Source organism: Asaia sp. A2, assembly GCF_057319415.1.
The window spans coordinates 1-11,512 of record NZ_JBXWTO010000030.1 but is presented as its reverse complement, the minus strand read 5'-3'; the positions used below and the strand labels follow the sequence as shown (position 1 = coordinate 11,512).

The window sequence follows — 11,512 nt, the reverse complement described above, 5'->3', positions numbered from 1 at the left end:
GCGACAACGCGGGCACGTAGATCCAGAGACAGGGTGCGTGACGACATCCAGCGCCGGCCTCCATCCCGGCCGTCATCTTGAATCAGATCACACACAGATTGGGAATCCCAAATGATTCAATCAGCAACGAAAACGCTCTAATCGCCGTGCAGCTGCCTTGCGTAAGCCGTGAGGGCTCAAGCCATCCGGTAAACCGGCTCCCTCGCGCCACGCTTTGAACCGCATATAAAATCCGTTGGCGGTAAATGCCTTCCCATCTTGTCGCTTCAGGAACGTACTTCCCTCTGGTGCGAGCGCCAGTTCAACCGCCAGGTCGGGATGAATGGGGATCATCAGGGCTGCACCAGTCTTTTGCTGCACGACTGACACCCATCCGTCAGTGACGTGGCGCGAGCTCATGCGTACAACGTCACTGCGCCGTTGCCCGGTGAATAGCAGCAGCGCCAGCGCAAGCCGAGGAACGGAGCCGGAAGGCCACCGCGCACAAAACTGGTCGATCTGATCGTCGGTCCAGGATTCAGCCCCTTCGGCTTTTTCCTTCAGCCGTTTGACGTTTCGCGCGGGGTTGTCGGGTCGCCATCCGTCATCGACAGCATAATCGAACAGCATACGGAAAAGCTTGAGCCGATGGTTTGCCGCAGCTGGGCGATCAGCAAGTCGTGCAACGAAACGGCGAATATTCCGTGGTTCGAAATCGACCACTAAATGCACCGCGTAATCGTCGGCCTGCATATGTGCCAGGATCCGGCGATAATTGGTTTGCGTGGTGGAGCTGAGCTGCCGGAAGTGCGGCGATATAAGCCACAAGTTGACGAGGGTAGCGAATGTTCGCGGGCCTTCCGTCATGACTTTGACCGGATCCGGTCGGGCGATTGACAGAGCCGCCTGGTAGGCTGCCAGGAATCCGGTGTCAGATATGTCAGGCAACGCGATGGGCTTCGTGCCCTTGCGGCGCAGGTAATATCTCACCCGACCGTGTCGATCCTTGAATTTCTGGATGTATTTCAGTCGGAGAATGGTCAAGGCAGGGCATCAAGCGGATTAATCCGTGCCTCAATCAATGCTGCCGGTGCGCGCTCAATTCCAGCTAGACGGTCGATCCACGCATCGAGATCATCACGCAGCCAGGCGACGCGCCCTGCAACCGGGTGCAGCTTCCTGCACCACGGGGCCACCTCAGAGCGGAACGAAGAGACCGACAGTCCGACATATCGTGCTGCCTGCTCGGTTTTTAGGAGCCTTGGCGACATGACTTGCCCCTTCCCTCATCAGAACCGCCGGTGACGATCGCTGCGATTTCTTCATGCCTCAGACTGTAGCCACACGCCAGACGGCGCAGGCTCTCAAGGGTGAGGCCATGCGATCCATGTTCCCATGCCGTGATCTGCCGGACTGAGAAGCCGGTCGCCTCTGCGCACTCATCGAGGCTCCAGCCACGACTTTCGCGCGCCGCCAGAACGGCGTAACCGCGTTGCTTGCGCCGTTCGGTCTGTGGCTTGATAACGGTCTCAGTGTGCGGAATACGAGCTGCGGGCGAGTGCTCTTGCACAATCATCATACGATCTTGCTCCCTGCCGTGGTCAGGAAAATAAGGAAACCACTCCCTGCGTCGGGATGAACCGTGCTGACGTGCGTGCGGTGGCGATAAACCGGCACGCCGACACGCAAAGCGCGACACCGTGTTGAAGCCTCTTGCTCCGCTTCAGCGTAGGTTTCGAAGCGTTTGACGGCGCGACGCTTGTCGTCGCGTATGGCGAAAGGCTGCTTTGTCATCGGTGCGATCCGATCAGGTAGTGCAGCCTGAAAGCGGCCTTTTGCTGCATCATTTCGAGAATGGTGGAGCTGACGTTCTGCCAACCGCGTAAACGGCGCGGCAGGGTGAAAGCCACGCGAGCCGACAGATCGGCCATGAGTTCGAGCCTGTCCTCTGCGTTCAGATTGTGCCGGCTACAGGTCGCTTCGATCTCGGCAGCAGCGGCTTCATAAGCAATGCGTTTTTCTGTCGCGCGGTGCGTCACTGGATAATCCCCCTATGCGCAGCGGTGATGGCGAGCGAGCGCAAGGCGTTCAGCTGGGCCATGTGTGCGGGCTGCGTGATGCAGAGCCGGTGCCTGGCGAGCAGTTCCGCCAGATCATGCGCGGTCGCGTCGGCGCTTTTCTGCCAGACGGCGGCGCAGGCGGGCGGGCGTCCCTCGCTTGAACGCCGATAGGCGAACCGCCAGCGGTGGAACAGGTCCAGGGCGTTTTCCCGGTCGGGCGCGGGCAGATTGGCGATTGCCAGCGTAAAAGCCCGTTCTGTCATGGTGGAGAACTGACACGTCATGCCTGCGCCCTCCGACCATGCTGCGTGACGGCGCAACGGCGTAGCCATGTACGATCCGCCTGTAAGCGTCTGGTCTCAAGAAAGAAGGCGTCGGCGTCGATGCTGCCCGCCGATGCGAGACCGTTGGCGAGCACAAGGATTTTGGCAATCGAGGTCGTGAGGGCCTTCGATTGGCCCCTAGTCATTCCCGACCGCCTGCCCCGTGCTGCCACCAGAGCGCCTTGCTGGGCTTCATGGCAGCACGGCGAGAGAGGTTTCAGGATATCCGCGGTGCACGTCCGCATTGGTCTAGCTCCATCACTGATATGGAGCCCTGTCAGTATAGCTGTGATATACAATCAATAAGATTATGCAATCTGGCTATACATAATTCGATGTGAAACGTTATCGAAATACGGATTCACAAGGTCGAAAATCCGGTCAATGGTGTCGTCGATAGAACTTTTTACCGTAAAATTAACAAGAATCGGGAGAGACACCATGAGCATAATCAAGCGCAACTTTAGGCATCCGAGCGAACCTATTCCGAAGAAACCTCCGGCGCAGATAGAATTTCTTTCTCAATTTGCACTGCCAAATGATGTGGTAAAGCAGACCAATTTCCAAGGAAGATATAGTCGAAAGTAATACCTCGTGATCTTGAAAACCTATAAAGTGCGTATGTCTGAATTGGATTATTTCCAGCCATCCAATGATTCAGAACTCCTTTGCTTATACCCATAATGCTGGCCGCCTCCGTGAAGGTGAGACCCAAAAGCTCAATTATCCGGCGCAGGCGATGGCCGCAGGCAGCTTGGTAGTCGGTGAGGTTCAGGATATCTATTTGCATAGGCCGCATCGTGCACGGAAAATGCACAAGGGTCTGTTCAGAAAAATCATTGCGATTCGGTATATCCAAGCTATACTACCTCCATGAGCAAATTGGACCACCCGAAATCTGGTTTAGCATTGGCTATTGAGGCTTGTGGGACAAAAGCGGAACTTGCGCGCCGCTTGGGCATCACGCGAGGCGCGATACAGCAATGGACACGCTGCCCGTTTCATCGGGCTATCGATATCGAGCGTGTCACGGGAGTTTCCCGCTCTCTTTTATGTCCCAATTTTTTTATCACTCCACTGAATCCAGATCGACGAGAAAACTTCATTCCCGAGCATGGCGACGGATCGGGTTCAGATCATCTTGTTTCTCTCAACCCGATGAGCTAGGGCATTCCTGCCGATGTGCGCCCGGATACGAGCCCGTCATCTCGTACTCAACAAGGCCCCGAACAATGAACGTGAGCCAAATCAAGACCGCCACGCAGGCCGTCATCAGGATTGTGGGCGGGGTTGAGGCCTCGTCTTGCATCACACGCGTGAGCGCGGCCCAACTCTCGAACTATCAGCGTCGTGACGTCCCTCTGGTCGTGCCGGTCGATATCGCCGTTGAGCTCGATGCTTGTGCTCAACAGCCGATTATCCTGAGCGTGATGGCCTCGCAGCTGGGCAACTCCCTCCTGCCCATCGATATGGGCGAAGGCTGCGCCTCCACCTCAATGGCCGAGGTCTGCAGTACGGTGGGCGCGACCATGAGCGCCACCATGAAGGCGCTGGCAGATGGCCGGATAGATCAGCATGAGGCAATCGACCTGGCGCACCGGCTGAACAACATCATTTGCGTAACGTCCATCGCCCTGCAGAACATGCAGAGCCTGGCCTATCCCGAGCGTGGCAAAGCCGCCGCGCCCGCTGACGCCGCGGCAGATGTGGGGCGTAGCAGGCCAAGGGGGGCGCGATGACACCCCCTACCCCATCGCCCGGCGTGCAGGGTATCCCGACCACGTTTGATCGTGACGCGATTCCGGCAATGGCTTTCCTCAAGGTGCTGCCAGCCGAGCAACGCGGCGTGTTTCATGCGTTGCTCGATGCGCTGAAATCCGCCCGCAGTGCGGCCTTTCGTATTGGGTGCCAGGCGCTCGATGAAGGCCAGATTGCGCAGATGGCGTGCGAACGTGTCGAGGTGCTGGGGCGCGTGCTCCCGACGCTTCAGCTAAGCGGCTTCATGCTTCAGGATCATGATGGGGCCTGTTACAGCCCGCACCTGGTGGAACGCGCCATACGACGCGCCGAGCGGGCGCAGGCCCGGGCCGAACAGGCGCAGCGGCTTGAGGCGTTCCATGAACGGCAGGAAGCGGGCGAGTTCGCCCCGACCGCCAGCATCAAGGCCATGACCTCGCGTGACAACGCGGCCAAGGGTGGCCGCCCGCGCAAGGGCGAAACCCCCGAGGAAGCCAAGGCCAGACGGGCTCATGAAGCCGTGCAGCAGCGGGAAATGCGCTTGCTCTCGCCCGTGGCTTCAGCACCGATGCGGGAAACCGAAAACCAAAACCAGTTTTCAAAACCGGTTTTGGTTTCGGGCGATTTAGGTTTTGAAACTGAAACCCCGGTTTTCGTAGATCTAGAATCAGAGAAACATATATCCCCTTCTAATTCTGAATCTGCGAAACCCGAGGAAACCGAAACCGCGAAACCTGACGCGGCGGTTTCCGAGCCCCTGATTGCCCAGACCGTGGCGCGGGTCATGAAGCTGGGCAAGCTGCCCGATAGTCAGGCAGGCTTTGCCAAGAGCATTTGCGGGCGGTTCCTGCGTGATGGCGTTCCGGCTGATGCACTGGTTGAGGCGGTGGGGCGTCATACCGCGAAAATGGGCCTGAATGGCGACATTCCGCAGAAAGTGGGCGTGTTCAAAAAGCCTATCGAACAGTTTTGGGCCGAACTTCAGGCCGGATGCATTGAACCCGAGCCCGAACAGGCACCCCCGCGTGAGGCGTGGGAAGCCCGGGCCCTGGCTGAGTATGCCAAGGGGATGGAAATCTGGCGCGATGCGTTCAGTCATCACCGCGATTTCACCGCTGTCACGCGGGCTTGGTCCGAATTGGCGGCAAGGCATGGCCTGCCGTCCTGCCCGTTCGATAAAGAGGCTTATCTTGACTGGCATCGGCCCCGCGTCTGTGCAGCGTGACCGGCAACCGGCGAGCATAGCCCCTGCCCTGTTTTCCCATTCGCCACGCTGCGCCCGAGGCCGGGCCTGACGTGGCGTTTTGCGCCCTGGGACAGAAACCCCCAGGCCTGACAGACTCAGTGCCAAGGCGCGGGCCACCCTGTCAGCCGATGAAGAAAAGCAACACCACACAAGTGGACTGCCCATGACGACCAGAAACCAGGCGCAAACGCCCCTGAATGAAAACATCATCCCCATGCTGGGCGCATGGGCCGACCGATTCACCATGACGACCGAGGGAAAGGGAAAAGAGCAGTTCGACGTTATGCGCCGTGGCGTGGGGCTTTACAGCCTCTTGCATAGCGGCACGATCACGCAACGCCATGTCGAGGCCGCGCAAAGCTGGGCGCGTGACGTTGAGACCGGCATCATGGGGGCCGCCGATCCTGAGCGGCGCTCGACCGGACAAGGCACGCTTGAAGATATGCTGATTGCACGATCAGCCGCCGTGACGCGCTGCGAGAGCGTGCGCCGCAACCTGGGCCGCTATGCCGCCGATCTGCTCGTGCTCCTGGTGCTCGATGGATTGCCCGTGTCACGCATTGCGAAGATTTACGGGAGAAGCCGCCATAACGTAGCAGGAGCTGTTTCGCTCGTGCTGGATCAGTCAAGCGATTATTACGACACCACGCCGGCACCGCAGTGATTATAGATGATTTATCTCATTTATAAATGACGGGTTAGCAGGACGCGGGAGCCACCAATAACGAAGATCTGAGATTAGGGATCGAACGGTAGATCTGACGTCAAACCTCCTGGATGCGTCGCTGATAATGAGAGAGTACCGAGTCCGCTCCCTGATCAGAGAAAACTTTAGCCATGCCTGCCGCAGCTCTAGCCCCAGCGCTGGCGGCGCGAGCAATCATCGTTTGCTCATAAGACTGGATGGCAGCGATCTCGCCTCCCTGTGTTAGAGCTTTTGCGAGGTCGAGCGCATCGGCCAGGGCAAGATTTACTCCCTCGCCACTAAATGGAGACATGAGATGGGCTGCATCGCCCAGCAGTGAGACCGCAGGATGCGTAATCCATTTCGCACCAATTGGCATGGCGTAGAGGGGGCGAATACCGAGAAAATCGCCTTCGCTGATTAGTCTCTTCAGATCCGGCGACCATGAAGAGAAATACCGCGCCATTTGAGTTCGTGCATCCGCTGGTGATGCATCGCGCAGAGCTAGCGCTGCATCTTCGGTCATGCGCATACCCGCGTAGAAGCGAATGTGTCCCCCGCCATTGCGCTGCAATATCAGGGCGCGGTTATTGCCTACCGCAAACATCTTTCCATGACCGACAAGGGCTGCCGCGGCAGGGTCACGTTTCTCTTCAAAGCCGAGTTCGAGGAAGACGACGCCTTCATAAACAGGTCTGATATCTGTAAGGAAAGGGCGAACATGCGACCATGCCCCGTCTGCGCCGATCACGATATCAAAGCGCTCTGAACTGTTTTCGCAGAAAACCGAAACTCCCCCGTCCTCGAACGCGATTGCGTTGATGCGCTGGCCCCAACATACGACGCCGGGTTCCAGTGATTCCAGCAAGATACGCCGTAGATCGCCCCGGTCGATTTCGGGACGATTGGCGCCGTGACCGTCATGTTCGAATATCAAGCGTCCATTCTCATCATAAAGGCGGTCGCCTTGATCCTCGGGACGTGCGCAAGCCATGAAGGCTGCTTCGAGACCGGCGGCCTGCATCGCTTTTTGACCCGTTTCATCGTGCAGATCGAGTGATCCGCCCTGAGGCCTCTCTGTTGCATGTGCATCACGTTCGAGAACAGTAACGTTCATCCCCTGTCGCTTCAGCAAACGGGCCAGCAGCAGCCCACCCGGGCCGCCACCAACGATTCCGATACGCTTATCCATTGCCTTGATCGCCTTCACAAATTACATAGGAAGCTATATATTAAATATAGGATGCTATGCAATGCCAAATGTCCCATGGAACCCACTTGATCATGCAGGGCACTATCTCAGTCGTATCGGGCGTGGCCTGACCCGTATTGGTGATGCGCGGCTCCGTGCACTTGGCCTTGCGTCTGCGCAACTGCCGGTACTCTCCATGCTGCAAAACGGCGAGCGGCGCACGCAGAAGGAACTGGCAACTTTGGCAAAGGTCGAGCAGCCAACCATGGCGCAATTACTGTCACGAATGGAGCGCGACGGTTTGGTCCGGCGCGAGCCGGATCCTGAAGATCGACGCAGCACACTTATTTCACTGACTGAGCTTGCGCTCGAGCGCTTACCTGCGGGGCGAGAGGTGCTTCGCCAGGGTAACGCCGATATGACGAGGGGGCTAACAGCGGAGGAGAAGAAGACGCTGGTCTCCCTACTGAGACGCGTACTCGAGAATGTTGAAGCGCTTTGATTATCGACGCCGTCGAGCGTGAACTTGCATTTCATACGGCCCGTTTTAGGAAGTTTGGCTCGTGGCAAGCCTACTCTGCTCGGTTGCGCACTCTATGCGATCCTGAGAACGCTGAACCGAAATAGTAAATCAGGCATAGCTCACTACGACTATAGAAATTCTGTTGACGTGTTACAGCAACCGACAGTAAACTTCTGAGCTCCTCGCAGGCGTGTGACCGATGAAGGTCCACGCCTTTTTTATTGGCGTTCGCGTCCCTCCATAAAAGCAAATCACAATGCACGTTCCTAGAGCTGCAAGCGCGGGCGATGTGTGCTGTTCGGGTGCCCGGCACTTCTATGTGCTGGCGGTTACAGGCGTGCGGGCGCTTTGCGTGCCCGTGATCCTTCACCGAACGGAAATCCATCGCGCAGATGTGCCTGTCTTGAACGGGCCATGTGAAAATTCCGGCTCCCGCATCGGCTTGATGGTCATTCGATGCACGGGCGAGTGCTGGCGCGATAATCGCTGGGACAGCCGCATTATGCAGCCTGGCCCAGCGATTATGCGAAAAATCCTGGCCTGTCTTGGCCGGGACCGGCAAGCCCGAACGATGGAAGCAACGCCCCCAGGGCTTTACCGCTCGACCCTCTTGCATGGGCCAAAGCTGGGCGGGTGCGGTCGCAGGCGCGGCGGGCCGCCTTCGGACTGACCCGGAAAACCCGCCATGATAACGCGGGATTATCTGTCAGCCCCTATCGGGCAGGACGCCAGATAACCCGCCAGATAATACCTGTTATCTGGCGGTTTTCAGACCCCTGCCGAGGGGTGGAAAACTAATTAAATCAATATCTTGTTGGATAGTTGGGGCAATGGCACCAGCAACGGACGCGAAAAGGGCCCGTATCTTTGACGATGACCGCGTCACAAATATGTGGCTCCACAACCGATCAGCGAACACTGCGCGGGCCTATCGTGCTGACCTGTCAGCGTTCCGCAGCTGGGCGGCCAAACCGCTGGCCGAGGTGGTGCTTGATGACCTTCAAGCCTGGTTCGACAGCCTGCCCGGTTCGGATGCCACGCGCCGCCGCAAGCTGGCGTCGGTCAAATCCGCCCTCGCCTTCGGGCTGCGTGTGGATTTTTCGACGTGGACCCGGGCGCGGCACTGCGCCTGGAGCGCGGGCGTGATCGTCTGAGTGAACGTATCCTTACCGAAGAAGACGTGAGGCGCATCATTGACGGCGAGCCCTGCCCGCGAAAGCGGCTGGCGCTTCGCGTCCTGTATTTCATGGGGCTGCGCATTTCGGAAATGTGCGGCCTCACATGGCGAGACATGACATGGCGGCAGCAAGGGGGCGTGGCCTCGGTTTGCGGCAAGGGCAACAAGACACGTCATGTGTCTGTTCCCGCGAAGCTGTGGAAAGAGCTCATGGCCGCGAGGGCTGGCGGCTGGCGTCCCGATACGCCGGTCGTCCCCGGTCATGATGGGTGCCCGCTTCACTTGAGCGCGGCGCACCGGCCCATGTGGTGCAGCAAACGCTGGGTCACGCCGACCTCAAAACGACGACGCGTTACGCTCACGTTCGTGAGGGTGACGGCGGCGCGAACTACCTCAAGGACTGACGCCCCATGATGCGGCGGCGGTCGTCATCAAAGGAGCCGACATGAGCCGCCGATACAGACGCCGCCCCGAAACGCCGGAGGAAATCGAGGCCGAGAACGTCGATTTCTGGACACGCACCGCCGAGCGATACGAGCGCACGGCGCAGGATGCCCGCGCCCCCGGCGTGTGGGTGTGGGCATCGCGTGAAGCGGAACGCGCCCGCGCCATTGAAGCCAAGCGGAGACAGGAGCGGTCATGACCCCCAACCCTGACGATTGCTTGACGGATTCAGCGGGCCGTCTGGTGCCGCGTGCCAATGTAAAGCCCGAGGATCTGTTGCAGGATGAGCTGGTACACCGCCTTTTCGAGCAAGCCCGCGCCTTGCGCGAGACCATGCGCCAGTTTCGTGAGGATGCAGACAGCGACATTCGCTGTTTCCTCGACCTGCTGGCCGAACAATACGAGGCGAAGAAAGGCGGCGCGAAAGGCAACCTGACCCTGAGCACCTATGACGGGCGCGAACGGGTGACGATTGCCATCAGTGATTCCATCACCTTCGGGCCTGAGCTTCAGATTGCGAAAGAGCTTGTCGATTACTGCCTGACGCGATGGACCGAGGGCGGCAACGCCAACATTCGCGCCATTGTCACCGACGCTTTCGACGTGGGCAAGGAAGGCAAGCTGAACGTCTCCAAAATCCTGGGCCTGCGTCGCCTCTCGATTGAGGATGACGAATGGCAGCGGGCAATGCAGGCCATCACCGACGCCGTGAAGGTCAACGCCTCGCGGGCGTATATCGGGTTTCATGAGCGCGTGACGGCCAACAGTGAATATATGCAGGTTCCGCTTGATATAGCGAAAGCCTGAGCGACTATCAGGATCTCTAGGCGGCCAGACCGAGTTCCTCAATCCAGATGCAGTTTGTTGGAAAATATCTGATTGAATATCTCTTCCCATTTCTGGTAGGTTTTCGCCTCCACGCCGAATACCAAAAACCAAACGGGCTTTTCGACATTTGCGGTTTTAATACTCATTCCAGACGTATCAACCGCTTTGAAGTGGTTCTGAGCATTCTGTATTGTATCATTAGCAGAGGCTAATATTGCTCCTCTTATGCTTCCAATGACTTGAGTGTTTTGCTGATAAGATTCCTTTATTTCCCAATAAAAGCTTCTTATGTCGCTTTTGCCCAGAAATGCATATGCACCTTTTTCCACAACCAGTATCTTTTTTCCATCATAGCCGATCGCGTATGGAAGCCCATTTACTACCGGAAACGCGTCGAAATAGGTGAATTTTGTGCCGAATTCTTCTTCCAACCTTTTTTGGAGAATTGGAAAGTAGTCCCCGGTCTGCCTAATTTTCATGGAAGCAAAAAACCGACTACTCATCAAATATCCACCAGATGCTGCAAATAGCAAGCCACATATGGCGAATGTCAAAAAAATCATCATGAATGCATTGCCGAAAGCCTTGTTAAAACCTTGACTCAGGCTTGCCAAGAAAGCAACGATTGCAATTACCGACCCAGTAGTTAATGAAAATTTCCAGAAAGAAGTGGCTTCTAACTTATATGTGTCGTTCAGTACTTCCATAGCAGGTTCTTTTCCTTATCCAGATTGCGACCTAATTGCCCTGCGATGTGTATGTCCCGGGCATGATCGACCTGTCATCTTAAATCTCCGTCAAATGGTAGAGGACGGGATGAGATCATAACACATGATCCCGCTTCAACTTTTCCCATGCCGCAGCCGCGAGAAAGCGGGAGCGATTCACATTGGCCCCGGCGATTACCTCTGGAAGCTTTTCATTCAGGATCACGTTGACGCGCACTGATTTGGCTGACGCTTCAATACTGAGCAGAAATGCCACGCCCGAGACATTGTCAGGATCCGCCATGATGGCCTCGAGGCTTGAGGGCTGGGGCAGTGCCTCGCCTCGATCGACCATGAATTTCGCATGGCCCTGTAAGGCCTCGGTGCCCATCGCCTTGGCTTCGTCAAGTGTATTGCCTGCCGAGATACACCCTGGAAAGTCGGGGAATGAGACCCCGAAATCACATTTGGGGTCTTTGTGGATTAGAGCGTTTTCTTTGCTGATTGAACCATTTGGGATTCCCAATCTGTGTGTGATCTGATTCAAGGTGACGGCCGGGATGGAGGTCGGCGCTGGATGTCGTCACGCACCCTGTCTCTGGATCTACGTG

Annotated in this window: 19 protein-coding genes and 1 pseudogene; 10 read left to right on the top strand and 10 right to left on the bottom strand. The window is 57.3% G+C overall.

Annotated features, from left to right (window positions below; translation table 11 throughout):
- Positions 1-120: 120 nt before the first annotated feature.
- From ACWNRM_RS14905 to ACWNRM_RS14875, 7 genes are all read right to left on the bottom strand, one after another.
- Positions 121-1,023 carry a site-specific integrase gene (locus ACWNRM_RS14905; protein ID WP_485171452.1) on the bottom strand — a complete coding sequence of 301 codons (903 nt, stop codon included), beginning with the start codon at positions 1,021-1,023 and terminating at the stop codon, positions 121-123.
- Positions 1,020-1,250 carry a helix-turn-helix transcriptional regulator gene (locus ACWNRM_RS14900; RefSeq protein WP_485171453.1) on the bottom strand — a complete coding sequence of 77 codons (231 nt, stop codon included), beginning with the start codon at positions 1,248-1,250 and terminating at the stop codon, positions 1,020-1,022. Before ACWNRM_RS14900 ends, ACWNRM_RS14905 begins: the two co-directional genes overlap by 4 nt.
- Positions 1,232-1,558 carry a helix-turn-helix domain-containing protein gene (locus ACWNRM_RS14895; RefSeq protein WP_485171454.1) on the bottom strand — a complete coding sequence of 109 codons (327 nt, stop codon included), beginning with the start codon at positions 1,556-1,558 and terminating at the stop codon, positions 1,232-1,234. The genes ACWNRM_RS14900 and ACWNRM_RS14895 overlap by 19 nt, the downstream gene beginning before the upstream one ends.
- A complete protein-coding gene (locus ACWNRM_RS14890) occupies positions 1,555-1,773 on the bottom strand; it encodes a hypothetical protein (RefSeq protein ID WP_485171455.1) in 219 nt (72 codons plus the stop codon). The genes ACWNRM_RS14895 and ACWNRM_RS14890 overlap by 4 nt, the downstream gene beginning before the upstream one ends.
- Positions 1,770-2,018: a hypothetical protein gene (locus ACWNRM_RS14885; protein WP_222547437.1), complete on the bottom strand. Its 249-nt coding sequence runs from the start codon at positions 2,016-2,018 to the stop codon at positions 1,770-1,772. The genes ACWNRM_RS14890 and ACWNRM_RS14885 overlap by 4 nt, the downstream gene beginning before the upstream one ends.
- On the bottom strand, positions 2,015-2,371 hold the full coding sequence (locus tag ACWNRM_RS14880) for a hypothetical protein (RefSeq protein ID WP_485171456.1): 357 nt from the start codon (positions 2,369-2,371) through the stop codon (positions 2,015-2,017). Before ACWNRM_RS14880 ends, ACWNRM_RS14885 begins: the two co-directional genes overlap by 4 nt.
- Before the next feature lie 472 nt (positions 2,372-2,843).
- Positions 2,844-3,221 (bottom strand): helix-turn-helix domain-containing protein, encoded by a 378-nt coding sequence (locus ACWNRM_RS14875; protein WP_485171457.1) that lies wholly within the window; start codon positions 3,219-3,221, stop codon positions 2,844-2,846.
- A 14-nt stretch (positions 3,222-3,235) separates the two neighbouring features.
- On the opposite strand from ACWNRM_RS14875, the gene ACWNRM_RS14870 reads away from it, so the two are divergent.
- The 4 genes from ACWNRM_RS14870 (at position 3,236) to ACWNRM_RS14855 (ending at position 6,009) form a co-directional block, all read left to right on the top strand.
- On the top strand, positions 3,236-3,529 hold the full coding sequence (locus tag ACWNRM_RS14870; protein ID WP_485171458.1) for a Cro/CI family transcriptional regulator: 294 nt from the start codon (positions 3,236-3,238) through the stop codon (positions 3,527-3,529).
- Between the two features lie 65 nt (positions 3,530-3,594).
- Positions 3,595-4,101: a hypothetical protein gene (locus ACWNRM_RS14865; RefSeq protein WP_485172250.1), complete on the top strand. Its 507-nt coding sequence runs from the start codon at positions 3,595-3,597 to the stop codon at positions 4,099-4,101.
- Entirely contained in the window at positions 4,098-5,324 is a 1,227-nt protein-coding gene (locus ACWNRM_RS14860; protein ID WP_485171460.1) for a hypothetical protein, read from the top strand. Before ACWNRM_RS14865 ends, ACWNRM_RS14860 begins: the two co-directional genes overlap by 4 nt.
- Before the next feature lie 184 nt (positions 5,325-5,508).
- Positions 5,509-6,009 (top strand): hypothetical protein, encoded by a 501-nt coding sequence (locus ACWNRM_RS14855; protein ID WP_485171461.1) that lies wholly within the window; start codon positions 5,509-5,511, stop codon positions 6,007-6,009.
- Between the two features lie 100 nt (positions 6,010-6,109).
- Here the strand turns inward: ACWNRM_RS14855 and ACWNRM_RS14850 are convergent, their stop codons facing one another.
- On the bottom strand, positions 6,110-7,222 hold the full coding sequence (locus ACWNRM_RS14850; RefSeq protein ID WP_485171462.1) for an FAD-dependent oxidoreductase: 1,113 nt from the start codon (positions 7,220-7,222) through the stop codon (positions 6,110-6,112).
- A 61-nt stretch (positions 7,223-7,283) separates the two neighbouring features.
- Here ACWNRM_RS14850 and ACWNRM_RS14845 point away from each other — a divergent pair, with 61 nt between their 5' ends.
- The 6 genes and pseudogenes from ACWNRM_RS14845 to ACWNRM_RS14820 all read left to right on the top strand — a co-directional run bounded on the left by ACWNRM_RS14845 (position 7,284) and on the right by ACWNRM_RS14820 (position 10,173).
- Positions 7,284-7,724 (top strand): MarR family winged helix-turn-helix transcriptional regulator, encoded by a 441-nt coding sequence (locus ACWNRM_RS14845; protein ID WP_485171463.1) that lies wholly within the window; start codon positions 7,284-7,286, stop codon positions 7,722-7,724.
- Positions 7,725-8,575: 851 nt separating this feature from the next.
- Positions 8,576-8,899 carry a site-specific integrase gene (locus ACWNRM_RS14840; protein WP_485171464.1) on the top strand — a complete coding sequence of 108 codons (324 nt, stop codon included), beginning with the start codon at positions 8,576-8,578 and terminating at the stop codon, positions 8,897-8,899.
- A pseudogene (locus tag ACWNRM_RS14835) lies at positions 8,851-9,057 on the top strand (tyrosine-type recombinase/integrase); the annotation flags it as partial. The gene ACWNRM_RS14840 and the pseudogene ACWNRM_RS14835, both read left to right, overlap by 49 nt.
- A 134-nt stretch (positions 9,058-9,191) precedes the next feature.
- Positions 9,192-9,326, top strand: coding sequence for a tyrosine-type recombinase/integrase (locus tag ACWNRM_RS14830; protein WP_485171465.1), 135 nt, complete (start codon positions 9,192-9,194; stop codon positions 9,324-9,326).
- A 41-nt stretch (positions 9,327-9,367) separates the two neighbouring features.
- The gene (locus tag ACWNRM_RS14825) at positions 9,368-9,565 is read left to right on the top strand and encodes a hypothetical protein (protein WP_485171466.1); all 198 of its coding nucleotides are present in this window, start codon (positions 9,368-9,370) and stop codon (positions 9,563-9,565) included.
- Positions 9,562-10,173: a DUF3164 family protein gene (locus ACWNRM_RS14820; protein ID WP_485171467.1), complete on the top strand. Its 612-nt coding sequence runs from the start codon at positions 9,562-9,564 to the stop codon at positions 10,171-10,173. Before ACWNRM_RS14825 ends, ACWNRM_RS14820 begins: the two co-directional genes overlap by 4 nt.
- A gap of 38 nt (positions 10,174-10,211) precedes the next feature.
- Here the strand turns inward: ACWNRM_RS14820 and ACWNRM_RS14815 are convergent, their stop codons facing one another.
- Together ACWNRM_RS14815 and ACWNRM_RS14810 are read right to left on the bottom strand one after the other, a co-directional pair.
- Positions 10,212-10,901: a hypothetical protein gene (locus ACWNRM_RS14815; RefSeq protein ID WP_485171468.1), complete on the bottom strand. Its 690-nt coding sequence runs from the start codon at positions 10,899-10,901 to the stop codon at positions 10,212-10,214.
- 115 nt (positions 10,902-11,016) lie between these two features.
- Complete coding sequence (locus tag ACWNRM_RS14810) at positions 11,017-11,448, bottom strand: type II toxin-antitoxin system HicB family antitoxin (protein WP_485171469.1); 432 nt, start codon at positions 11,446-11,448, stop codon at positions 11,017-11,019.
- Positions 11,449-11,512: the final 64 nt, after the last annotated feature.

What these genes read in the sequence shown, in the direction of transcription:
- ACWNRM_RS14900 (WP_485171453.1), bottom strand. Translation starts at nt 1,250, where the DNA reads ATGTCGCCAAGGCTCCTAAAAACCGAGCAGGCAGCACGATATGTCGGA.
- ACWNRM_RS14895 (WP_485171454.1), bottom strand. Translation starts at nt 1,558, where the DNA reads ATGATGATTGTGCAAGAGCACTCGCCCGCAGCTCGTATTCCGCACACT.
- ACWNRM_RS14890 (WP_485171455.1), bottom strand. Translation starts at nt 1,773, where the DNA reads ATGACAAAGCAGCCTTTCGCCATACGCGACGACAAGCGTCGCGCCGTC.
- ACWNRM_RS14880 (WP_485171456.1), bottom strand. Translation starts at nt 2,371, where the DNA reads ATGGCTACGCCGTTGCGCCGTCACGCAGCATGGTCGGAGGGCGCAGGC.
- ACWNRM_RS14870 (WP_485171458.1), top strand. Translation starts at nt 3,236, where the DNA reads ATGAGCAAATTGGACCACCCGAAATCTGGTTTAGCATTGGCTATTGAG.
- ACWNRM_RS14865 (WP_485172250.1), top strand. Translation starts at nt 3,595, where the DNA reads ATGAACGTGAGCCAAATCAAGACCGCCACGCAGGCCGTCATCAGGATT.
- ACWNRM_RS14860 (WP_485171460.1), top strand. Translation starts at nt 4,098, where the DNA reads ATGACACCCCCTACCCCATCGCCCGGCGTGCAGGGTATCCCGACCACG.
- ACWNRM_RS14855 (WP_485171461.1), top strand. Translation starts at nt 5,509, where the DNA reads ATGACGACCAGAAACCAGGCGCAAACGCCCCTGAATGAAAACATCATC.
- ACWNRM_RS14850 (WP_485171462.1), bottom strand. Translation starts at nt 7,222, where the DNA reads ATGGATAAGCGTATCGGAATCGTTGGTGGCGGCCCGGGTGGGCTGCTG.
- ACWNRM_RS14845 (WP_485171463.1), top strand. Translation starts at nt 7,284, where the DNA reads ATGCCAAATGTCCCATGGAACCCACTTGATCATGCAGGGCACTATCTC.
- ACWNRM_RS14840 (WP_485171464.1), top strand. Translation starts at nt 8,576, where the DNA reads ATGGCACCAGCAACGGACGCGAAAAGGGCCCGTATCTTTGACGATGAC.
- ACWNRM_RS14825 (WP_485171466.1), top strand. Translation starts at nt 9,368, where the DNA reads ATGAGCCGCCGATACAGACGCCGCCCCGAAACGCCGGAGGAAATCGAG.
- ACWNRM_RS14820 (WP_485171467.1), top strand. Translation starts at nt 9,562, where the DNA reads ATGACCCCCAACCCTGACGATTGCTTGACGGATTCAGCGGGCCGTCTG.
- ACWNRM_RS14815 (WP_485171468.1), bottom strand. Translation starts at nt 10,901, where the DNA reads ATGGAAGTACTGAACGACACATATAAGTTAGAAGCCACTTCTTTCTGG.